We start from the raw sequence: 24252 nt of genomic DNA on the forward strand, positions 1-24252 counted from the left end.
GCCTTTCAAAACATCTTTCTATTTCTTCCAGATAACACCCAAACCTGCATCCCAGAACATCTTATTTACCAGCGGAATGGAGCTGACTATTTCATCGCGACGGGTTTTTAATTTGGCCCATTGTGCATTTAATTCTTTTTGCAAATCAAGCGAAGGTTGATTTACATGTGGTATTTCGCTTTCCGTCTGGTTTACTAAAAACTGGTAATCGGTTAAAAATTTAGCCGGAAAGTTTTCGGCATCATCATACGCTTTTGATTTGCGTTGTACCATGTCTTCATCCCAGGCTTTCATTTTTTTCACCAGGTCTTTCGCCGCCGTTTTTGCTGCAGTATATTTTTCATCTGCCGGCAGGCTGGCTAACACACTCTCCAATTGTTGCTGCTGGCTATGCATGGTATTGGTGTTGTTGTACATGGTGGTTAGTTCCTGTTCCATGGCCGTCATTACTTCGTTGTATTGTTGGTACTCCGCAGCGGTAGTGGTATACAAAGGATTGGCAAGTATGGTGGCAGTTGTAGTAGCCGGCTGGGCGCCCGTTTTGAGCGTGACAGTGTAGTTTCCCGGTGCAGCCTTATGACCACGGTAACTGCCTTCCACATACACATCCTGTACACCGGGGATAGTGGTGTAACGCATATCCCAGACAAACCGGTTTACGCCTTTGTTTTTTGACAGCACAGGTTCTTCTGCAGGAGCGCCATCGTATTTTTTGTAATTGCTGTCAGGCTTTGAAGTAAAGCTGCGCACCAAATTGCCAGTCGCATCTTTTATTATCAGGGTAAGTTCGGTTGTTGAATCTTTCAGTTCAGGCAACTGGTAATACAACACGACCCCGGTTGAAGGATTTACTCCCCTGAATGGTGCAGCACCTTTAAAACTGGCTTTGGTTTCATCCAGTTCACTGCTGCCGTTTACAAGGTAAGCCGGAGTTGGCTGAAACAGGGAGAAAGAAGCGGCTTCTTTTTTGTATTGGCGAATCAGCGACAAATCATCCAAAATCCAGAAAGACCTTCCTGAAGTGGCAGCAATTAAATTATTCTGGTGTATACGCAGATCGGTAATGGGTGTAACCGGCAGATTCAATTGAAAAGGAGTCCAGTCTTTACCGCCGTTCAATGACATATACAACCCCGTTTCGGTACCGGCAGACAGCAAATCTTTTCTTTTATCATCTTCTCTTACCACCCTGGTAAAAGCGCCGGAAGGAATGCCGTTATTTATTTTTGTCCAGGTTTTACCATAGTCGGTAGTTTTGTATAAACCCGGTGTATGGTCACTGAATTTGTAGCGGGTGGTAGCGATGTAAGCGGTGGCTTTATCAAATGGCGAAACTTCAATCGCGTTGATTAAACATTCCTGTAAACCCGCCGGCGTAATATTTAGCCAATGCGATCCGTTGTCTCTTGTTATATACACATAACCATCATCACTGCCGGTGTATATCACACCTTTTTCCAACGGCGACTCCATGATATAACTGAGTGTGCCGTAGTTTTCTGCGCCAACTCCCTCGTTGGTATAGGGCACACCGGCCCTGCCTTGTTTGTCTTTTTCATTTCTTGTCAGGTCAGGCGAAGCTTCCGACCAGGTTTTACCCATATCCGACGTGCGCAGTAAACATTGTGCACCATGATAAAAAACAGCGGGGTCATGCTTGCTGCAAATGATGGGTGCATTCCAGTTAAACCGGTACTTCATGTCTTTGGCATCACGCGATAAATATTGAATGGGCGCAGCCATTATATTGGTACCGGCCTTAGCCTTGCTATCCAGCAACTGAATGCCACCTTCGTAACTGCTACCCATTGCAAACCGTGGATCATCGGGGTTAAAAGCGATGAATGCACTTTCGCCTCCGGCAGAAGAAGTCCAGCTGCTGGTGCCAATGCCGCTGGCATCAAATTCCCTGCTGGCAATGTTTACAGAACTATTGTCTTGCTGACCGGCATAAATATGATACGGGAACTGGTTGTCTACATTGATGCGGTAAAACTGTGCAGTGGGTTGATTGTTCTGGCTGCTCCAGGATTTACCCCCGTTAAAAGTGATGGCTGATCCGCCATCATCAGAAATGATCATGTTTTTGGAGTTGGCAGGATTGATCCACAGGTTATGATGATCGCCATGTGTGGCGGAAACATCCTCCCATGTTTTACCACCGTCTGTTGAACGCATGGACGGCGCACTCATCACATACACCGTATTTTCATTCAACGGATCTGTAAACAGTTTAATGTAGTACCAGGCTCTTTGTATCAGGCGATGATCGCTGGAAACCTGGCTCCAGGTTTTACCTGCATTCTCGCTCACATACATACCGCCCGCTTCTTTTTCAAAATCACTTTCTATCAGGGCATATACTTTTTCAGAATTGGACCGGCAAACACCAATGGACATTTTACCCATCTCCTTGGGCAGACCTTCTTTCATTTTTTCCCAATGTTCACCTTCATCAACCGATTTGTACAAGCCGCTGCCGGGGCCACCGCTGATTACTTTCCAGGGCAGGCGGCCATGCTCCCACATAGATGCGTACAATATCCTCGGGTTATTCATATCCATCGATAAATCGGTGCAACCTGTTTTATCATCTACATACAAAACGTTTTTCCAGGTAGCGCCACCATCAATGGATTTATAAATGCCCCGTTCCTTTGTTTTGCTGTATAATGCGCCCTGTGCCGCAACGTAAACAATGTTGGGATCTTTGGGATGTATTACAATCCGGGCAATGTGTTGCGTCAGATCAAGGCCAATTTTCTTCCAGGTTTTTCCTGCATCGGTTGATTTGTACACACCGTCACCACCGTGCGTCATTACGCCCCGTACAGCATGCTCGCCCATGCCCACATACACTACGTTGGGGTCACTTTCTGCAACACTAACGGCGCCCACAGAACCGGTTCTGAAAAAGCTATCGGAAATATTGTTCCAGGTAATACCCATGTCTTCTGTTTTCCATACACCACCGCCGGTAGTGCCCTGGTAATATACGGAAGGATTGCCCACTACGCCGGTAGCTGCCACAGAACGGCCACCACGAAATGGCCCGATAGAACGCCATTTGACCGGTTTAAAATAATTGTTGAGATTGTTGGATGTAGTGTCAGTTTTTTGTTGTGCGACAGCACCAATACAAAAACTGAGGAATAGAAAGGAGATAAGCAGTTGCCTGGTCATGGGAATAAAATTGAACGTGAAATATAAATCTTATTTGCAAATATCCATGTGGCAATCAAACATTTCTTTGCGTTTTTTGCAACGCAAGGCTATAAAATAAAGTGTTTTGTAGTTTGGAACAAGCAGTAGTCTTTCATGGCTTCATAGTTGTGTCACTCACTTTTACTGCATACCTTTTGGCAACTTTTTCCGAAGCGTATCTATCAACGAAGAACATAATGCGACCGCAGTCGTGGCGCTGTGTTGCTTTAAGACAGTATTGATAGCAGTTTTATTTTACGATAATAACTTCACCGCATCCTTTGCAAAATAAGTAGCGATCAAATCTGCGCCAGCTCTCTTAATAGAAGTTAAACATTCCAGAATAGCTTTGTCTTCGTTGATCCAGCCCATTTTTGCAGAGGCTTTTATCATGGCATATTCGCCGCTTACATGGTATGCACTTACCGGTACATCTACGGCATTTTTTACTTCACGGATAATATCGAGGTAAGCCATGGCGGGTTTTACCATCACAATATCGGCGCCTTCTTCGATGTCCATCAATGTTTCCTTGATGGCTTCAATGCGGTTGCCGTAATCCATCTGGTAGGTTTTTTTATCACCAAAGCCAGGCGCCGAATCCAGGGCATCCCGGAAAGGCCCATAAAAGCAGGAAGCATATTTGGCACTGTAGGCCATGATTCCGGTCTTTATATAATTATTCTGTTCAAGCGCTTCACGGATAGCACCAATTCTTCCATCCATCATATCGCTTGGGGCTACAATATCGGCACCAGCTTTGGCGTGGCTCAGGCTCATTTTTACCAATGCTTCAACCGTAGGATCGTTAACAATTTCACCATCTTCTACAATGCCATCATGGCCGTAAACAGAGTAGGGGTCTAGCGCCACATCAGTCATTACAATCATTTCCGGCAAAGCATTTTTAATGGCTTTGATGGTGCGCTGCATCAGGCCATCGGGGTTCCAGGCTTCCTTGCCGGTATTGTCTTTCGTTTCATCAGCAGCTTTTACAAACAGCAACACACTTTTTATACCCATGCTCCACAACAACTTTACTTCTTTAATGGTACCATCAATTGAATAGCGGTAATAGCCCGGCATAGAAGGAATTTCAAACGCCACATTTTCACCTTCATCTATAAATAAGGGAGCAATAAAATCAGTTGGCTTTAATGTAGTTTCCGAAACAAGGCTTCTGATAGAAGCATTTGTTCTTAATATTCTGTTCCTTCTTTGCAGATACATGATAGTATGATTTTAATATTTAAAATTGCCAGGCGATGTTGTAACGCTAACAACTATTTACCTTTTTTGACCAGTCATCTTCATTGATGTCGATGGCGGTATTGAGCCAGTCTACCGGATGCAAACATGCCTGCAATAACTTATCTTCTTCACTACCTTTTACCGGCTGATAATTGTATTCAAAACGCACGGTTGGCGGCAGGCTCATCAAAATGCTTTCTGTGCGCCCATTTGTTTTTAAACCAAAAATAGTGCCCCGGTCGTGTACCAGGTTGAACTCCGTGTAACGCCCTCTTCTTATTTCCTGCCAGAATTTATTTTCGGGAGTGTAAGGAATATTTTTTCTTTTTTCTACTATCGGAATATACGCATCCATAAAAGCATAGCCACAGGCTTTGGCAAAGCCAAACCAAAATTCAATATCTTTTTCCCCTGCCGGTTTTTTATAATCGTAAAAAATACCACCAATACCACGACGCTCATTGTTGCGGTGCGTATTTACAAAATAGTCATCGCATACTTTTTTAAAGTCAGGATAGAAAGAAGGATCAAACTGGTCGCAGGCATTTTTATAGGTTTGATGGAAATGCCTGGCATCTTCTTCAAACAAATAATAGGGTGTTAAATCTGTACCACCACCAAACCAGCGGTCAATTGTTTCGCCGGCTGCATTGTACAATTCGAACATGCGGTAGTTGCAATGCACCGTTGGCACAAAAGGGTTGGAAGGATGAATTACTAAACTTAAACCACATGCAAACCACTTGTCGCCATTGATTTTTAATTGTGTCCGCATCATATCGGTTACATCACCAAACACAATGGATGTATTGACACCACCTTTTTCAAACACATTGCCATTGCTGATGACCCTTGTTTTACCACCACCACCTTCTGCTCGTTCCCAGGCATCTTCAATAAAGGTTGCTTTGCCATCACAGGCTTCCAGTGCAGCACAAATGTCGTTCTGCAACTGGTGAATAAAAGCGATCCATTGATTTTTAAATTCCATTATAAATCGTATTAGCCGGGTGCTTTGAGTTTTGATTAACGCTGCAATTTGGTTGCTCAATAAAGATCATAAAGTACAAGAGTGCGACGCCAATAAAGTTTAATAATAGCATTTGAGCTTGGCTCAAGCTTCAAAAACCTTTAACCAAAAAGCTCTCACTATCAGAGAACTGTTGCCTTTTAAGTCTCCCCCTGGGAGATTTAGAGGGGCCGCTACTTCGCTTGATATTCCTTCACCGCATCCACAAACGCCCTTGCATGATCTACCGGAACGTTGGGCGTAATGCCATGTCCCAGGTTAGCAATATATCGTTGCGTGCCAAATGCATCAATCATTTCCGTAACCGCTTTTTTAATATCCGGGATTGGTGCCAGCAACATAGACGGATCAAAATTTCCCTGCAACGTTATTTTATTGCCGGTTAATTCCCTTGCCATTTGTGGTGATACACACCAGTCAATACCCAGTCCTGCAGCGCTGCTTTCGCTTAAATCTTTCAATGCATACCAGCTGCCTTTTGGAAATAAAATTACCGGCACATCATCTTTTAATGCATCCGCAATTTGTATTAAATAAGGTTGCGCATAAGTCTTAAAATCTGCCGGACTTAATGAACCTGCCCAGCTATCAAAAACCTGTACCGTATCTGCGCCGGCCTTTGCCTGCAGCTTTAAATACTGAATGGTGATGTTGGTTATTTTTTGTAACAGCTGGTGTGCCAACGCAGGTTGTGTGTAGGCAAACTGCTTGGCTTTATCCCAGGTTTTACTTCCCTTACCTTCCACCATATAACATAAAATAGTCCATGGAGCGCCGGCAAAACCAATCAATGGTACACGACCGTTGAGTTCTTTTTTGGTGAGAGATAGTGCATTATACACATATTTCAAACTCTCTTCTGCACCTTCGGTTACCAGCGCATCAATATCCTGTTGTGTGTGAATAGTTTTTGGTAAGGATGGTCCTTTGCCTTCTTCCATCAACACTTCAACACCCATTGCCTGCGGTATTACTAAAATATCGCTGAAGATAATAGCGGCATCAACACCCACCTGGTCAACGGGCTGTAATGTAATGGCAGTGGCCAGTTCCGGCGTTTGTACGCGGGCAAAGAAATCGTATTGCGCTTTTAACTTTAAATAATCGGGCAAATAACGGCCTGCCTGGCGCATCATCCATACCGGTGGTCTTTCTACCACTTCGCCACGCAGGGCTCTTAAAAGAAGATCGTTTTTTATCATTGATTTGTTTGTTGAATGGTCTGAAGGATTCAGGTAAAATACTCCATCATCTTGCGCACTAAATTTTCTTTCCCCGGCTGGTTACTGATAACAATTGTATTGCCGGAATGTTTTTTTATTTCGTTAGCCGTTGTACTGCCAATGGCAAACAGAACAGTTGAAGCAGGTATTTTGTTTTTACTAAAAAAACTTGCTACCGCACTCGGACTGAAAAATAAGATGCCGTGGTATATTTTGTCAATTTGATGTGTGATGGCGATGGTTTGGTACACGGTAATTTCGGTAACCTCAATTTCGTGGCTGCGCAATATCTCAGGCAATTCGTCGCGGCGCTGATCACCGCAAAAAAATATTACTTCATCAATAGCGCCTTCTTCTATAATCAACTCCGCCAGTTCCGAAGCGCTGTTGGCGATGCCGGCAATATGCTGTGCACCAAAATATTTTTTTACCAATTGATTGGTGGTGTTACCCATACAATAGATGCGCCATTCAACCGGCTGACCGTCCAGGTAATCAGCAACTGCTTCTACCGCGTTCATGCTGGTGAACACTACCGTGGTAATCCTTAACGCTTCCTGTTCAATTTCCTGTTGTACTTCTATATTCTGAACAGGTGTTGTTTCAATGAAAGAAATTTCATCAATTACAATGCCCTGCAGCAAGGCTTCCTCTATCAACCCTCCGTTAAGGGGCCGGGTGCATAATATGTCAACGTTACTTTGCATTGCGAATAGCGAGTGCAATTTTTTCTCCGCCGTTTAATAATATTTTGTTTGCAAGCACACTACCCGCTTCGTTTGCTTCTGCGTGTGTAATCCATTTGTCGATGGATACTTTTTCTTTTCCATCGGCAGATAAAATGTTTCCCCTGAAATAAATTTGATCGTCTTTTATTTCGGCGAGTGCGCTGATGGGTGTAGAGCAACCGCCCAGCAATGTTCTTAAAAAATCCCTTTCAATTTTGGCGCAGGTGGCTGTAGCAGCGTCATTCAGCAGATCGCATGCCTGCAGGCAAACCTCATCTCCGTCCCTGCACACGATCATGATAGCGCCTTGTGCCGGTGCCGGTAACATCCAGTCCAGCTCAATAGACTTTTCGGGACGAAGGTTGATTCTTTCCAATCCGGCGGCCGCAAAGATGGCCCCCTGCCAGTTGTTCTCCTGCACTTTACGCAACCGTGTATTTACATTACCCCTTAAATTTTCTATGCTATGATTTGGATAACGGTTAAGCCATTGCGCCATGCGGCGGATGCTGCTGGTGGCTATTGTGAATGGTGAATGGTGAGTGATGAATCGTGAATCGTGAGTTGCCCATTTGCCAGCGTCGTATCCCAGTTCATCTTCAATAGAAGACAGTTCTCCTTTATACACAAAAATATCTTTGTAAGAAGCCCTTGGCAATACCGCTGATTGAACAATACCTTTTGGTAATTGCGTAGGCACATCCTTCATGGAATGTACAGCGATGTCAATTTTATTATTTATCAGGGCAATGTCAAGACTACGGGTGAATATTCCTTGCACGCCGATTTCATACAGCGGTGTCTGGAGGTCAATGTCGCCTTCGCTTTTTATAAATACCAATTCGGCAGGCTGATTATTTTTTGCAAGCAGTTGTTGTACCAATGTGGCTTGCCATACCGCAAGCTGGCTTTCCCTGGTACCTATCCTGATAATTTTCGTCATGTAAATTTATTTGCGCTCAGGCAATATACTCATTTATGGCTTCAATGTAATGGCAGCCACGTTGGTTATGATGGCGCATTTTTACAGCCATTCCGTTGATTACTTTTTGAATTTTTTCGTCAGCTGCCGGGCAACCGGGGGAGGCAATATTGGAAAAGCAGGTGTTGATATACAAGTTGCAGGATTGCATTTGTTCAAGCTTTATTTTCACTGCTTTTAAAACAGGCACGTTTTTGCGCATCTGGTGCCAGTTTAAAAATTCATTGATATGTTCTGCAATGATGGCTTTTGCTTTGGGAACTTCTGCAATTCTTTTTTGCAGTGTTAAATCTTTTATTTTTGAGAGCTCATCTACATTTACCAATGTAACATTGGGTAGCAGGTGAGCGGCTGTTTCTACATTATAAGGAATAGATAAATCGATGATCAGTTTATCAGTGCCATTGATTACATGTGATTCCAAAATAACAGGTTCTGCCGAATTGGTAGCCACAAGAATGATAGCAGCTTCATCAATCTGGTTAGCCAGGTCTTCGAGTGGGGCATATTGCAGACCTAGCTCCGCAGCCAGTTCCGCCGCTTTGCTTTCAGTGCGGTTGATGAGGGTAATATTTGTTGTTCCCAGGTAATCTACTAAATTTTTGCAGGTATTACGACCGATTTTGCCGGTACCAAGTAACAATATTTTTTTATCTGCCAGGTGAGGAACGTGTTCCTTAATATATTGAATGGCAGCGAAAGAAACTGATACGGTTCCTCCACTTAGTTCCGTTGTATTCTTAATCATTTTAGATGACTGTAATACCCCGTTCACCATTCTTTCCAGGTAGGCACCGATGAAAGCATGCTGTTTTGAAAATTTAAACGCGTTTTTTATCTGGCCAATAATTTCATAATCGCCCAGTATTTGAGAATCCAATCCGGCAGCCACATCAAAAAGATGTTCAATAGCCACTTTGCCGCCTTTTATATATGCCCGTTCAGTAAAATTGTCGAGTGATCCCTGCGTTTGGCTGCACAACAGTTTGCAAAGGTCCTGGGCACTTTGCGCAAAACCATAAATTTCAGTGCGATTGCAGGTTGAAAGAATAAATAATTCTTTAATACCATACTGGGGAGCCAGCGAGAGCAGGGAGGCGTATTGATCGCTGTTGATAGCATATTGTCCACGAATGGCAGCATCTGACTTTTTATAGTTAATGCCTGCTATAAAAAAAGTGGAAATATCTGTATGTTGCTGTCCGGGCATCCTTATTTCTTAATTACTTGTTGATTGCACAAAATTACTTGCGTGGGTTGTTGTAAACTAATTTCTGTGTCATTGCTTTGTCATTTTGCGGAATGATAAGTATCATTTTAAAATATGATCTATCCACGGGTACATAAACGAAATCTTTTATGATGTGGTGCAGTTGGATTTGTCACTTTATTGTCAGGTTTTTTAAAGTGCTTATTATTTAAATATTGGCTGGCTTTCAAACCTTCGTTGCGCTTGTATTTCCAACGTTTTTTATTCTATTTAATAAAAGCATTATACCAGCTGATTTAGTTATAAGCTTTCACAATGCTGTTCAAAATATTGATGGCAACAATATTTTGGCCGGATGAACTTTTAGCAAAACCAGTGGTTACATTTGCAAATCATTTTCAAGTCATGGCAAAAAAAGGAATTGTTTTAATGAACCTGGGTTCACCGGATTCAACCGCAGTAAAAGACGTGCGACGTTACCTGAAAGAATTTTTAATGGATGAGCGGGTGATAGACATTCCTTTCCTGGCTCGTTTCTTTTTAATAAATGGTATTATTGTTCCTTTCCGGGCTCCTAAAAGTGCCGAAGCTTATAAAACCATCTGGACAAAAGAAGGTTCTCCACTGGTGGTACTAACAAAGCAGTTACAACAGGCGCTGCAGGCTAAAGTGGATGAACCGGTAACCATTGCCATGCGCTATGGCAATCCATCGCCAAAAGCCGCTTTTGATGAGTTGCAAAATAAAAACCCGGACCTGGAAGAAGTACTGGCCATTCCACTTTATCCACATTATGCCATGTCTAGTTTTGAAACCGCGGTTGAATCAGCCAAAGAAGTATACCAACAAAATAACTACAGGTTTAAGCTGCAATTTTTGCCGCCATTTTACAATGAGCCGGATTATATCCATGCGCTGGCAGAAAATATCCGCCCTTACCTGCAGAAAGAACATGATCATATTTTATTTAGCTACCACGGCATACCAGGAAGACATATCCGCAAAAGCGATACTACCGGAAGCCATTGTTTAAAAATAAGCAACTGCTGTGAGGTAGCCTCTCCGGCACATGCCCATTGTTACCGCCACCAGGTGTTTACCACCACCAGGCTGGTAATGGAACAATTGAATATTCCAACAACTAAATACAGTATTTCCTTTCAATCACGGTTAGGTAAGGGCTGGCTGGAACCCTTTACCGATATACGGTTGGTTGAACTGCCAAAAGAAGGTATAAAAAAAATACTTATCCTGTGTCCCGCCTTTGTAAGCGATTGTCTTGAAACATTGGAAGAAATTGATGTAAGGGGAAAAGAAGAATTTATGGGCGCCGGCGGCGAAGCGTTTACTATGATACCCTGTTTGAATACGAACCCTTTATGGGTAGATGTTTTGGCGGGCTGGGTGAAAAACTTCTCTTTAAATGCCTGATTTTTTGATGTCTGATTTTGTAGGGTATGCCGGGAGAAAGAATATTATGTGTGTGGCGGCCTCCAAATTTTTCTCAAACCAAGTTAAATAAGTACAGCCGGGCAGATAGCTAATTATTTTTATAGACTCGTTGTATCAAAAATAAATACTTCGGTTAGCAGGCTCTGTCAATAAAGGACATGCGCAGCAAACCAAAAGAAATCAGACATCAAAAAATCAGACATCAGCCATATTATGTATTTCTACATCAAAGCACTACACATTATCTTTATTGTAACCTGGTTCGCCGGTATGTTTTATATCGTTCGCCTGTTTATATATAATACAGAAGCGCAGGAAAAAGATGAACTTGAAAAGCAAATTCTCTCCGACCAGTTTTCCATTATGATCAAAAGGCTGTGGCTGGGCATCACGTGGCCTTCTGCCATCCTTACGCTGATCTTTGGTAGTTGGGTGGCTTACCTATTTGGCAGCATCCCCACCTGGCTGTGGATAAAACTGGCGCTGGTGGCCGGTTTATACGCCTATCATTTTACGCTGCATAAAATTTATAAAGACGAAAGCAAGGGCATTTTTAAATATACGTCACAGCAGTTGCGTATATGGAACGAGGGTGCTACGGTATTTTTATTCGCCATTGTAATGCTGGTAACAGTCAAACAAAGCATGAGCCTGCTGTGGGGCATGATTGGTTTGGTGGCTTTTATCGCCATCCTGCTTGCAGCCATCCGAATTTATAAAACGCTCCGTAAATAACTTTACCGGGCGGGCCTCAATAAAAAATTTTCTATTTCGGTTTTGTAAAGTATATTTGTCCATCATTTAGGTAGACTTATAATAAACTATGCTTCTATTTCCTTCCATAATGCAGTATCAAAAATGTTGCAGTAATAAGTGTTGTTGCTGTTGATACATTAAGTTTTGGCTAAATTTTTTGCAGACTATTTTACCACAATTTATTTTTAACGCATGATTTCAACACCAGACAACGTTTCCCAATTACTCCATCAATTAGATGGACTAAGCATCGCTGAATTTTTACAATCACTCACTACGCAGTTTCCGGAACGGGTTACATTCTCATCCAGTTTTAGCTTTGAAGACCAGGTTATTACGCACGAAATTTTGAGTAAGCAATTACCTGTAAAAATATTTACGCTGGATACAGGACGTATGTTTGCAGAAACGTATTCTGTATGGAACAGCACCAACGAGCAATACAATACTAAAATAAAAGCCTACTATCCTAACCAGGGCACACTACAACAACTCGTTGAAGAAAGAGGCCCCAATTCATTTTATGAATCTGTTCAAAACAGGAAAGATTGTTGCTTCATTCGTAAAGTAGAACCATTAAGAAGGGCACTGGCTGGTAATGCGATCTGGATAACAGGATTAAGGGCGGAGCATTCACCCGACAGGCATGACTTGCCGATTATAGAGTGGGACGAATCCAATAAAATTATTAAGTATCACCCTATTTTACACTGGACAACAGAACAGGTAAAAGAATACATCAACAAAAATCATGTTCCTTACAACCCACTGCACGATAAAGGTTTTGTAAGCATCGGTTGTGCGCCTTGTACAAGAGCCATCAGACCGGGTGAAGATTTCAGGGCTGGCCGCTGGTGGTGGGAGGATGCAGATAAAAAAGAATGCGGTCTTCATGTGCATGAAGAACCAGCAGCAAAAAATTAAAAAATATCACCGTGAATCAAAGCTTTGAAAACCGTTGCTTTGTTCGCCCAAAAAATAAGTATGAGTCAACACAGGTTAGATTATTTAGACTTATTGGAATCGGAATCCATCCACATTTTCAGGGAGGTAGCAGGCCAGTTTGAAAGACCAGCCTTGCTTTTTTCTGGTGGTAAAGATTCTATTGTACTGGTGCATCTTGCTTTAAAAGCATTTCGTCCCGGTAAATTTCCTTTTCCGCTGGTGCACATTGATACCGGTCATAATTTCCAGGAAGCGTTGGATTTCAGGGATCACCTGGCCAACAGCATTGGTGAAAAACTGATAGTAAGAAGTGTAGCTGACACCATCAAAGAAAAAAACTTAACCGAACAAAAAGGAAAGTTTGCCAGCCGTAATGCGTTACAGACCTATACTTTGCTGGATACCATTGAAGAATTTAAGTTTGATGCCTGCATCGGCGGTGCCAGGAGAGATGAAGAAAAAGCAAGGGCCAAAGAAAGGATCTTTTCTGTAAGAGACGAGTTCGGTCAATGGGATCCCAAACTGCAAAGGCCGGAATTATGGAACACATACAACGGACGTATACACAAGGGCGAGAACGTCAGGGTATTCCCAATCAGTAACTGGACGGAGCTGGATATCTGGAATTACATCAAAAGAAATGAAATCGAATTGCCCTCCATTTATTTTGCACACGACAGGGAAGTACTCGAATGGCAGGGGCAACTGGTAGCCACATCTGAATTTATCCAGCTGGATGAAACCGATAAAGTATCTGTAAAAAAAGTGCGGTACAGAACGGTGGGTGATATGACCTGTACAGCGGCTGTTGAATCTACTGCCAGCAATATTGATGACATCATCACAGAAATCATCGCAACCAAAACCAGCGAAAGAGGTGAAACAAGAATTGATGACAGGGTAAGCGAGGCAGCAATGGAAGACAGGAAAAAGAACGGATATTTTTAGAGTTATAAGTTATGAGTTATAGGTTATAAGTTGAAATGCAGCGTATAATTTGCCACCTTTTTTCAGCACCTGAAGCCATAAATAGTTTATAACTTATAATCTGACTTAAAACTTATTACTTACAACTAAAGTTTACAACTACATATAACAATGGACATACTCAGATTTATAACCGCAGGCAGTGTTGATGATGGAAAAAGTACTTTGATTGGCCGCTTGCTGTACGATAGCAAATCAATCATGATTGACCAACTGGAAGCAATTGAAAAGCAAAGTAAAAATAAAGAAGATGGTGAAATAGACCTTGCTTTATTAACCGATGGTTTGCGTGCCGAAAGAGAGCAGGGCATTACCATTGATGTGGCATACAAATATTTCAGCACACCAAAGCGCAAATTTATTATTGCAGATGCACCGGGGCACACCCAGTACACCCGCAACATGGTAACCGGCGCTTCCAACAGCGACCTGGCGATTATTTTGGTTGATGCCCGCAATGGTGTAGTGGAGCAAACCCGTCGCCACTCCATCATTGCATCGTTGTTAAACCTGCCACATGTGGTAGTAGCCATCAATAAAATGGACCTGGTAAATAACTCTCAGGATGTGTACAACAATATTGTAATTGATTATGCGGAAGTGGCTACCTCACTGGGTTTAATGGATATTAAATACATTCCCATCAGCGCCATCAATGGCGATAATATTGTTGAAAAATCACCGGCTTTCCCATGGTATGAAGGTGAATCTCTACTGCACATTTTAGAGAATGTAGAAGTAGCTAACGACATCAATTATACCGATGCAAGGTTTCCCGTGCAGTATGTCATCCGGCCGCAAACAGAAGCGCTGCATGATTATCGCGGTTATGCCGGTAAAGTAATCAGCGGTATTTATAAAAAGGGCGACAAAATAACTGTTCAGCCGTCCGGCCTGGAAAGCACCATCAGTGCGATTGAAATTGGCGGTAAAGAAGTAGAAGAAGCATTTGCGCCGCAAAGCGTGGTACTGCATTTAAATGATGATATCGATATCAGCCGCGGCGATGTAATAGTTCTGAAAGATAATCAACCATCTGTAGAAAATGAACTGGATGTTTTATTATGCTGGATGGGCAACAAACCATTGATACCAGGCAATAAATATCTACTGCAAATCAACAGCCGTGTTACCAGAGCCGTTGTGAAAGAAATAGAATATAAGCTGGATGTAAATTCACTGTTAAAAGAGCCGGCACCTGAACAAGCCGGTTTAAACGACATCGTAAAAGTAAAAATTAAAACAGCCTCACCGGTTCCATTTGATTCGTACAAAAAACTAAGGGTAAACGGCGGTGCTATTTTGATTGATGAAACAAGCAATGTAACAGTTGGAGCTTGTATGATACAATAGGAAACTAGAGAATTAAAAAATTAATAATTAAAAAATCTTTAAGCTTGAGGGGTCTGTATTTAAAACTTAGAACTTACGACTTACAACTCATAACTTATAACTCTTAACTAAAAAAGTGGTAACATCCAACTTCATACAATGTCTCTACAACCAGCACCAGCAGGCTACTACAGCCTTTCCGGATAAGGAGCTGGCGCAGGAATTTATTGACGGATTTTTTGAATTTTTGTTCATACCGCAGAAGCAAAAAAGGATGTCGCAGTACGAGCTCACAAAAGAATTTGAATCGTATAAAAGTCATTTATCAGCACTCATTTATGATGTAAATGCCGATGGTGAACAAACACAATCCGTTACCGATTTATTTTTTGAAAACATACCGGCTATATACGACCTGTTACTGAAAGACGCTGAAGCAATATTACAATCAGATCCTGCTGCCAAAACAATTGAAGAAGTGTTGATGGCGTACCCTGGTTTTTATGCAACGGCTGTTTACAGATTTTCACATCAATTGGTGTTGCTGGGAGTAAAAATATTGCCGCGTATTTTTTCTGAATATGCGCATAGCAAAACCGGTATTGACATTCATCCTGGTGCCGAAATTGGGTCATCGTTTTTTATTGATCATGGAACCGGAATTGTAATTGGTGAAACCACGCACATTGGCAACAATGTAAAAATTTACCAGGGCGTAACGCTCGGTGCACTGAGTGTGAGTAAAATCCAGGTAAAGCCAAAAAGGCACCCGAGCATCGAAGACAATGTAATCATTTATTCAGGTGCGACCATCTTGGGCGGCGATACGGTGATTGGCCACGACAGCGTGATCGGAGGAAATGTATGGCTTACCAATTCGGTGTTGCCATATTCAATCGTATATCATAAAAGTGAGGTATCAATAAGGGATAATAATCCTTTACCAGAGGCGCTCAATTTTGTAATATAAAAACTGGTCCGGGCCGGTGAGGCAATGGTCGTCATTCTTGCATCGCCCTCTTGTACAAAAATAGCTTTGATGAACTTTTAACCTGGCGGAGACAGAACAACAGTTATAATCAAATAATTAAAACATCAACAGACACTAATTAAACCATCATAAAATGAAAGCAAATAACATTTTAGCAACCATTGGCAACACGCCTCATGTACGCCTTAATAAACTGTACGGCGATCAGCACGAAGTATGGATCAAACTGGAAAAAACAAATCCGGGCGCAAGCATTAAAGATCGTATTGCACTCGCTATGATTGAAGATGCAGAGCTGAAAGGTTTATTAAATAAGGATAGTGTGATTATTGAACCTACCAGTGGTAACACAGGTATAGGACTGGCTTTGGTTGCGGCTGTTAAAGGCTATAAAATTATTTTGGTTATGCCCGAAAGTATGAGCATTGAACGCAGAAGGCTGATGGCTTTATACGGCGCAGAATTTGTGCTGACACCAAGGGAAAAAGGGATGAAAGGCGCCATTGAAAAAGCAGGCGAGTTAACCGCATCAACACCCAATGCCTGGATGCCACAGCAGTTTGATAACCCTGCCAATACAGAAGTACACCGTAAAACAACAGCGCTGGAAATTGCTGCAGACTTTCCCGAAGGGCTGGATTATATTATTACCGGTGTCGGTACAGGTGGCCATATTACCGGTGTTGCGGAAATATTGAAGAAGCAATTCCCCAACCTAAAAGTGTTTGCAGTTGAGCCTGAATTGTCGCCCGTATTAAGTGGTGGCGCTCCCGGACCACACCCGATACAAGGTATTGGAGCAGGTTTTGCACCTTCGATTTTAAATAAAGACATTCTAGACGGCGTAATACAGGTAAGCAAGGATGATGCATTTTCATATACACAAAGACTGGCCAAAGAAGAAGGTATTTTAGCAGGTATTTCAACCGGAGCTTCACTGGCAGCAGTTGCTAAAAAGCTGGCAGAAATTCCAGCCGGTTCAAAAGTACTGACCTTTAACTACGATACCGGTGAAAGGTATTTATCGATTGAGGGGTTGTTTTAAAAGCACTCTCTGACTCCCCAAAGGGGGAGGAATGGAGGAGGTCTAAACGAAGTTTGCAGCAGGTTTTTAGACCGCCAACTTCCAGTTCCTTCTCCTAAAGGAGAAGGGTAGGGATGAGGTGAAAAAGAAAAGGGGAAAGAGAAATTGACGATAGATAAAAGTTTTAAAAATTAATGAAATCAAACTCCCCTTCAGGGGATGGGGGCAATGAACGAAACCAGTCAACATATCGGTAAAGTAATTCTGGCAGGTGCAGGCTGCGGTGATCCTGAATTGATCACCGTCAAGGCGGCACGTTACCTGCAAGCGGCTGATGTGGTGTTGACAGACAGATTGGTAAGCAAGGATATTTTAGACAGGTATGTACGCAAAGATGCTGAGGTTATTTATGTAGGTAAACAGTGCCGTCGGGGCTACAGCACACCACAGGAAAGCATTAATTCCTACATCGTGGAATATGCACTGCAAGGCAAGCTGGTGGTGCGCCTGAAAGGTGGAGACGTGTCTATCTTCTCTAATATTTTAGACGAATTGCAAACTGTGGCAGAGCACAATATTCCCTACGAAATTATACCGGGCGTAACAGCAGCGCTAGGTGCGGCTTCTTACGCTGGCATACCATTAACGGGTAGAGGACTCTCTACAGCGGTGCGTTTGCTGACGTCTTATAAATCAGATATTGTAACAGACGCCTACTGGCAGGAATTGTCACAAACTACTGATACATTGGTTTTTTACATGTCGTCAGAAACGTTGGATAATGTAGTGGCCAACCTGGTAAAATACAATATTGATCCGCTGAAATTAATGGCGGTGGTAGAACAGGCTACAACGCCGTTGCAACATGTACACATCAGTTCTTTATACGACTACGAAATGAATTTAAAAGGACGTTCTTTTATTTCGCCTTCGCTGGTCATTATCGGCAAAGTGGTAGCACTTCATGAAAAATATGCCTGGTTGCCCGATGCGGCAAGTACTGATCATTATTTTAAACCGGTTCTTCCGGATGATAACCTTTTAAAAGCAACAACAAATGCTGGCAGAGAATAAACTGAAACTTTTTTTAGACCTGCTTGGTTCAGCCAGTAAAGACGAACTGATCTGGATGAATGGCTACCTGAATGGTATGGTTCAACAGCAACCGGCTTCTGCAACGTCTTCTGTTGCTGAACCTGCTGTAAGTAAAATCACCATTGTGTATGGTACTGAAACCGGCAATTCTAAAAGGCTGGCAGCTGACTTTGCAGCTAAGGCAAAACAACAACGCATTCATGCCAAGGTAGTAGGGATGGATCAATACCGTTTAACTGACCTGATAAAAGAAGAATATTTATTAGCCATTGTGAGCACGCATGGCGAAGGCGAGCCACCCGTTGCCGCAAAAAAGTTTTACGATCATATCCACCAGAATGGCTTTAAGCTGGAAAAATTAAAGTATAGCGTGCTTGCTTTGGGCGATACTTCTTACCCTTTGTTTTGTAAAACTGGCGAAGAAGTAGATGAGCAATTTAATAAGTTGGGTGGCAACAGAATTGCACCAATGCAAAAGTGTGATGTGGAATATGAGGAAGAAGCCAACAGCTGGTTCAGCAATGTATTGAAAAGCCTTTCAACAGCCACCACGCTTGTTCCTGCTTCAACACCGGCAACCATTGCGGCAAAAAAAACAGGTAAGCAAATTTATACTGGTACGGTACTCACAAAAGTAAATTTAAACGACCGCGGTTCAAATAAAGAAACCTATCATATTGAAATAGCGGCTGAAGGATTGCAGTACCAGTGCGGCGATTCGGTAGGCATTGTGCCGGAGAATCCAACAAAGGTGGTGGAAGATATTCTTACTGTAGCCAAAGTAGATGGTACAAAAAAGATCGTATTTAAAAATGAAGAGGTGAGCATTTATGATCTGTTGAAATACAAGATCAATATCATTTACTTAACCGAGCGCCTGGTAAAACAATATGCGGAAATAACCGGTGAAGATATTCCTGCAACGAAAATGGATTTGCTGGATTTATTAAAAATTTACCCGGTAAAAGATGCAGCGCAGTTTGAAACCATTGTGAGTAAGATGAATGCGATCTCTCCGAGGTTGTATACCATTGCTTCTTCACCGTCTGCGCATGAGGGCGAAGTGCATATCCTTGCAGTCAAGGATACTTATACCATCAATGATGAAAAGAGGTATGGCCTTTGCTCCACTTATTTAAGTGAGTTGCAGGTGAACACCGAACAGAAATTTTTTATTCAGACCAATAAAAGATTCCGGATGCCGGCCGATGATAAAGATATGATCATGGTTGGTCCGGGTACTGGTATCGCCGCTTTCCGGTCGTTTTTATCAGAACGGGATGCAACCGGCGCCACAGGAAAAAACTGGTTGTTTTTTGGTGACCAGCATTTTGCTACCGACTTTTTATACCAAACGGAAATACAGAACTGGGTTGAAACAGGCGTGCTTACAAAAGTGAATGTTGCGTTTTCGAGAGACCAGCATTTTAAATTGTACGTACAGCATAAAATGCTGCAGCACGCTGCTGAAGTATATGATTGGATCAATAGCGGCGCCTCATTTTTTATCTGCGGCACCAAAGATCCAATGAGCATTGATGTGGAGAATACATTGATAGAAATTATCCAGCAGCAGGGTAACAAATCACTGGAAGAGGCAAAGAAATATGTGGAATTGATGGAAGAAGAAGGCCGGTATGAAAAGGATGTTTATTAAGAACCCCGTCTAACTCCTCCAAGTGGGAGAACAGGACGAGAGCAATTTAAAGAAACCAGATTAGAAGCGTTATTAAAAAATTACCATGTCAGAAAAAAATAATTTATCTGCAATAGAAAAAATAAAAACCGCCAGTGATGGTTTGCGGGGTTCTATTCCGCAAAGTCTGCACGATGAAATTACCGGCGCCATAAGGGAAGATGATACTGCGGTAATAAAATTTCACGGCATGTACCAGCAGGATGATCGTGACAGGAGAGAAGAACGTGCGGAAAAAAAGCTGGATCGCCTTTACACCTTCATGATCCGACTGCGTTTGCCCGGCGGTGCTATCAGCGCTAAAAAATGGATCGCTGCCAATGAAATTGCGCTCGACAACAGTACCGGCGTAATTAAAATCACCACGCGGCAAACCGTACAGTTGCATGGATTGATCAAATCAAAAATAAGGCCCACCATACAGTCTTTTAGCCAGGCTGGTCTTGATTCTATCGCTACCTGTGGCGATATTAACCGTAATGTAAGTTGTACCTCTCATCCCGGTGAATCGCCGATACATGCACAGGTATTTGCCTACGCAGATAAAATCAGCAGCTACCTGATGCCTAAAACAAAAGCCTATTATGAAATATGGCTGGATGAAGAGAAGATAGCAGAGAAGAATGAAGAAGAAGATCCATTGTACCAGGACAGGTATTTGCCCAGGAAATTTAAAATTGGTATTGCCATTCCGCCGAACAATGATGTGGATGTTTTTACCAATGATCTCGGCCTGGTTGCCATTATAGAAAACAACGAATTAAAGGGCTTCAATATCGCCATTGGTGGTGGCTTGTCAACCACACACGGTAATCCTTCTACTTACGCAAGACTAGGTACCACCATTGGTTTTGTGGATACGGAGGAAAAAGTAATGAGGACCATTTATGAAATCATTACGGTGCAGCGTGATTTTGGTAACCGCAGCGACAGGAAACTGGCGAGACTCAAATATACCCTGGATAATATGGGCGTAGAAGCATACCGGGCGGAAGTGGAAAAACGCACTGGCTTTAAGCTGGAACCAGCAAGACCTTACGAATTTACGCAAAGGGCCGACCGTTATGGCTGGCTGCAAAATGCACAGGGTGTTTGGTACTATACCTTATTTGTAGAAAACGGCCGGGTACTGGATGATGAAAAGCTGGCGCTGAAAACTGCTTTGCTGGAAGTGGCCAGGACCGGCAAGTGCAATTTCCTGTTTACTTCCAATCAAAATATGATCATCAGCGATGTGGCGGATAAGGATAAAGCAGCCATCAACGAAATACTGGAGCGGTTTAAGATTATTGAACATACAGAAGCCGCTAGTCACCTGCGCAAAAATTCAATTGCCTGTGTGGCATTGCCAACCTGTCCGCTGGCATTGGCGGAAGGGCAACGTTACCTGCCCACACTGATTTCTAAAATTGAACCGCTGGTACTAAAACACCAGCTGCAGGATGAAGGAATTATTATGCGCATGACTGGTTGTCCCAATGGTTGCGGCAGACCATACGCTGCCGAGATTGGTTTTGTAGGCACTGCACTCGGAAGGTATAACCTGCACATTGGCGGTGATAATGAAGGTGAGCGCCTAAACACATTGTACAAAGAAAGCCTGGATGAAGCTGGATTGTTGGCGGAGCTGGATGTATTATTTGCAGCTTTCAAAAAAGAGAGAAAGGGCAAAGAAAATTTTGGCGACTTCAGTTACCGTAAATATGTACAGAAGAATTAAATTATTGTAACAGATGGATATTTGTCCAATCGAAAAAATCTGTGCCTGTCCGGTGCAGATTTTTTGTTTTTAGAGTATAGGAGATATCACGAACAGAGCTGGTCACCGGTTAACCCGGTACAACCGAAAATACCGTATTTTAGTGTTGATAGTCCCGACAAAATAGGTCTAAGTTTCTACCTTAATCAGAATATCAATTTTTTTACCGTGATAAATGATTACATATACTCAATATAAACCTGCTGAGGCGCTGGCCCATTTGATAGAGTGTTACTGGGTATGCCGTGCTCCTGCAATGACCATGTCTCCTTTGGAACGGTTGATCCCGGGTGGCCGTGCTGAGTTGATTTTTTATTTTGGCAATGCTATGCAGTTTTTACTGTCTGATGATTTGCTGCCTGGGTCTATTGTTCCTGATACATTTATTATGGGGCAACGAAGCCATATTTATTATACCAGGCAAAATGGAGCTACCGACCTTTTGGGGGTCCGTTTCAAACCCGGTGGTATTAGTCTTTTAGCAAAAATGCCGGCGGCAGATATGTTAAATAAAATAGTACCTGCTGGCGAGGTGCTCGATATGGCTGTAGAGAATTGGAAAGCCCGGTTGCTCGAAAAGAAGAAGGATGCTGAACGAATTTATTTGTTGGATCAATTGATAACTCAAATATTAAAAGTTCCAACAAACGAATGGTTGGCTTGTAATAAAACGGTAGAAACCATTCGACATAAAGACCATATTACCGTGAATGCGTTATGTAATGAAAACGAATTTTATTATAAAAAACTTGAGCGGGCCTTTCTGCAAAATATTGGGTACACGCCAAAATATTATCAAAGAATTGTGCGGTTCAACAAAGCAATCCGGCAAATGCAGGCAAATCAAAATTCCCTTACCTCCATTTGTTATGATTGTGGTTACTACGATCAATCACATTTTATTAAAGACTTTCGCCAGTTTGCCGGCACCAGGCCCAAACAATTTCAAGCCGAAAATCATACTATAGCCGATTTCCTTATCCACCACCAGGCTGTCTAAATTTTACAATTTTTCATTGACAAACAAAGCTAGTTTTGAGGTTTATACAATTAAACGTCTGCCTGCATGCAACCTGATAAGCAATTGAATAGCCGCTTCTCAAAGAAAGTACTTATTGCCGGTTCCATTATTGTACCGGGTGTATGCTGGTATTTGTCGAATGGATTAAGCGGAAATTACTGGTATCTTCTGTGGCTTGCGCCAGTACCTGTATTACTCGTTTCATTTGGTGTAACAGCCAGGCAAACATTTTTTATTTCTTTTGCAGGCTATTTAATCGGCAGGCTAAGCTGGTTCCACTATTTGAAAATTGTTGCCGGCCTGGTGCCAGCTATCATTTTTACTTTAGCACTGCCCCTTATTTTCGCCATAATAGTAACGCTTAGCAGGGCTACGGTTATCAAAATAAATAAATGGTTTTGTGTTTTTGCTTTTCCTGTTTTCTTCACGGCCTTCGAACTGTTATTAATCAAATTTTCACCGGATGGAACTGCGGCGAGTATTGCCTATTCACAATCCGATTTTTTGCCTGTCATTCAGATCGCATCTATAACAGGTATACTGGGTATCACCTTTGTGGTTACATTCATTCCTTCAGCCCTGGCAGTTGGTTGGTATTACCGGAAAGGAAAAAACAAACGCTGGCCGTTGACGATTATTTCTTTTACGCTGGTGACATTGGTTTTTGTCTTCGGATTTATTCAAATTGACAACAACTCTAAACAAAAATTAGCTGTGATTGGGCTTGTGGTGTTGGATGAAAGCTTGCATAAAATGGGAAAGGATATCGACTTTCAAAATGAATTGTTGCATATCAATAAATATGCGCAGGAAATTGCCAGGCTTGCAGCAATGGGAGCGAAATTGGTTGTTCTTCCGGAAAGGGCAATTAATATAAATGGGGAAACAAGTGCTGCCGCGATTGGTATTTTAAGTAGTACGGCAAAACAGCATCAGGTAACAATAGTTACGGGCTATACAAATTTTAAAAATGTGCAAGAGCGAAACTCGGCCCTGGTAATAAATGCAGAAGGCAACGTTTTGTTGGATTACAATAAAGTTCATTTGGTAAATGGATTAGAATCCCAATTTACGCCGGGCACTGAAACGGGAATGTTTAAATTTAACGGAGAACAGGCAGGAGTGGCTATTTGCAAAGATCTTGACTTCCCTGACTATCTTAAAACTTACGGAACTAGTAACGCAACAGTCATATGCATACCGGCATGGGATTTTACGGTTGACGATTGGCTTCATTCGCGGATGGCCATATTAAGAGGGGTTGAGAACGGTTTTTCAGAAGTGAGATCTGCAAGACAAGGCAGGTTAACCATCAGCGATTGTTATGGAAGGGTTACTGCAGAAGCTAATAGTTCGGGCGGAACAAAAACTTCCCTGATAGGTGAAGTTACAACCGTAAATAAAAAAACAATTTACTCCCGTTTTGGTGACTGGTTTGGAGTGATACTGACTGTGGCCGCTGTTTTATTCATTTGGATGTTAGTAAGAAAAAAGGAGCGGTAGTGTGTAAATTTTTCTTAACCAAAGCATGTCTAAATCGCAGCTTGAAAACACTTGTTGCTTTGT

19 protein-coding genes are annotated in these 24252 nt (G+C 42.3%); 12 read left to right on the forward strand and 7 right to left on the reverse strand.

Going from position 1 to position 24252, the window contains the following annotated elements; all coding sequences use genetic code 11:
- Positions 1 to 18: 18 nt before the first annotated feature.
- The 7 genes from JWR61_RS22285 to hemA all read right to left on the reverse strand — a co-directional run bounded on the left by JWR61_RS22285 (position 19) and on the right by hemA (position 9628).
- Positions 19 to 3183, reverse strand: a complete 3165-nt coding sequence (locus JWR61_RS22285; RefSeq protein ID WP_301929915.1) for a hypothetical protein — start codon at positions 3181 to 3183, stop codon at positions 19 to 21.
- Between the two features lie 276 nt (positions 3184 to 3459).
- Positions 3460 to 4434 (reverse strand): porphobilinogen synthase, encoded by a 975-nt coding sequence (hemB, locus tag JWR61_RS22290; protein WP_301929916.1) that lies wholly within the window; start codon positions 4432 to 4434, stop codon positions 3460 to 3462.
- 46 nt (positions 4435 to 4480) lie between these two features.
- The gene (hemF, locus tag JWR61_RS22295; RefSeq protein ID WP_301929917.1) at positions 4481 to 5446 is read right to left on the reverse strand and encodes an oxygen-dependent coproporphyrinogen oxidase; all 966 of its coding nucleotides are present in this window, start codon (positions 5444 to 5446) and stop codon (positions 4481 to 4483) included.
- Positions 5447 to 5658: 212 nt separating this feature from the next.
- Complete coding sequence (gene hemE, locus JWR61_RS22300; RefSeq protein ID WP_301929918.1) at positions 5659 to 6687, reverse strand: uroporphyrinogen decarboxylase; 1029 nt, start codon at positions 6685 to 6687, stop codon at positions 5659 to 5661.
- Positions 6688 to 6716: 29 nt separating this feature from the next.
- A complete protein-coding gene (locus JWR61_RS22305) occupies positions 6717 to 7415 on the reverse strand; it encodes a uroporphyrinogen-III synthase (protein ID WP_301929920.1) in 699 nt (232 codons plus the stop codon).
- The gene (gene hemC, locus JWR61_RS22310; RefSeq protein ID WP_301929921.1) at positions 7405 to 8379 is read right to left on the reverse strand and encodes a hydroxymethylbilane synthase; all 975 of its coding nucleotides are present in this window, start codon (positions 8377 to 8379) and stop codon (positions 7405 to 7407) included. Before hemC ends, JWR61_RS22305 begins: the two co-directional genes overlap by 11 nt.
- Before the next feature lie 16 nt (positions 8380 to 8395).
- Positions 8396 to 9628, reverse strand: a complete 1233-nt coding sequence (gene hemA, locus JWR61_RS22315) for a glutamyl-tRNA reductase (protein ID WP_290335438.1) — start codon at positions 9626 to 9628, stop codon at positions 8396 to 8398.
- Positions 9629 to 10033: 405 nt separating this feature from the next.
- Between hemA and hemH the strand changes: the two genes are divergently transcribed.
- The 12 genes from hemH to JWR61_RS22375 all read left to right on the forward strand — a co-directional run bounded on the left by hemH (position 10034) and on the right by JWR61_RS22375 (position 24189).
- The gene (hemH, locus tag JWR61_RS22320) at positions 10034 to 11059 is read left to right on the forward strand and encodes a ferrochelatase (RefSeq protein WP_301929922.1); all 1026 of its coding nucleotides are present in this window, start codon (positions 10034 to 10036) and stop codon (positions 11057 to 11059) included.
- Positions 11060 to 11293: 234 nt separating this feature from the next.
- Positions 11294 to 11815 carry a CopD family protein gene (locus tag JWR61_RS22325; protein ID WP_301929923.1) on the forward strand — a complete coding sequence of 174 codons (522 nt, stop codon included), beginning with the start codon at positions 11294 to 11296 and terminating at the stop codon, positions 11813 to 11815.
- Between the two features lie 213 nt (positions 11816 to 12028).
- Complete coding sequence (locus JWR61_RS22330) at positions 12029 to 12760, forward strand: phosphoadenylyl-sulfate reductase (protein ID WP_301929925.1); 732 nt, start codon at positions 12029 to 12031, stop codon at positions 12758 to 12760.
- Positions 12761 to 12820: 60 nt separating this feature from the next.
- The gene (cysD, locus tag JWR61_RS22335) at positions 12821 to 13729 is read left to right on the forward strand and encodes a sulfate adenylyltransferase subunit CysD (RefSeq protein WP_301929926.1); all 909 of its coding nucleotides are present in this window, start codon (positions 12821 to 12823) and stop codon (positions 13727 to 13729) included.
- Positions 13730 to 13879: 150 nt separating this feature from the next.
- A complete protein-coding gene (locus JWR61_RS22340; RefSeq protein WP_301929927.1) occupies positions 13880 to 15121 on the forward strand; it encodes a sulfate adenylyltransferase subunit 1 in 1242 nt (413 codons plus the stop codon).
- Between the two features lie 115 nt (positions 15122 to 15236).
- Positions 15237 to 16070, forward strand: a complete 834-nt coding sequence (locus JWR61_RS22345; protein ID WP_301929928.1) for a serine O-acetyltransferase — start codon at positions 15237 to 15239, stop codon at positions 16068 to 16070.
- 154 nt (positions 16071 to 16224) lie between these two features.
- The gene (cysK, locus tag JWR61_RS22350; RefSeq protein ID WP_301929929.1) at positions 16225 to 17136 is read left to right on the forward strand and encodes a cysteine synthase A; all 912 of its coding nucleotides are present in this window, start codon (positions 16225 to 16227) and stop codon (positions 17134 to 17136) included.
- 198 nt (positions 17137 to 17334) lie between these two features.
- A complete protein-coding gene (gene cobA / locus JWR61_RS22355) occupies positions 17335 to 18189 on the forward strand; it encodes a uroporphyrinogen-III C-methyltransferase (RefSeq protein ID WP_301929930.1) in 855 nt (284 codons plus the stop codon).
- A complete protein-coding gene (locus JWR61_RS22360; protein WP_301929931.1) occupies positions 18173 to 19867 on the forward strand; it encodes a sulfite reductase flavoprotein subunit alpha in 1695 nt (564 codons plus the stop codon). Before cobA ends, JWR61_RS22360 begins: the two co-directional genes overlap by 17 nt.
- 85 nt (positions 19868 to 19952) lie before the next feature.
- Positions 19953 to 21626, forward strand: coding sequence for an assimilatory sulfite reductase (NADPH) hemoprotein subunit (gene cysI / locus JWR61_RS22365; RefSeq protein WP_301929933.1), 1674 nt, complete (start codon positions 19953 to 19955; stop codon positions 21624 to 21626).
- A 214-nt stretch (positions 21627 to 21840) separates the two neighbouring features.
- Complete coding sequence (locus tag JWR61_RS22370; protein ID WP_301929934.1) at positions 21841 to 22665, forward strand: helix-turn-helix domain-containing protein; 825 nt, start codon at positions 21841 to 21843, stop codon at positions 22663 to 22665.
- Between the two features lie 66 nt (positions 22666 to 22731).
- Positions 22732 to 24189: a nitrilase-related carbon-nitrogen hydrolase gene (locus JWR61_RS22375; protein ID WP_301929935.1), complete on the forward strand. Its 1458-nt coding sequence runs from the start codon at positions 22732 to 22734 to the stop codon at positions 24187 to 24189.
- The last annotated feature ends 63 nt before the right edge of the window (positions 24190 to 24252 follow it).

The organism is Ferruginibacter sp., assembly GCF_028288465.1.
Lineage (GTDB): Bacteria > Bacteroidota > Bacteroidia > Chitinophagales > Chitinophagaceae > Ferruginibacter.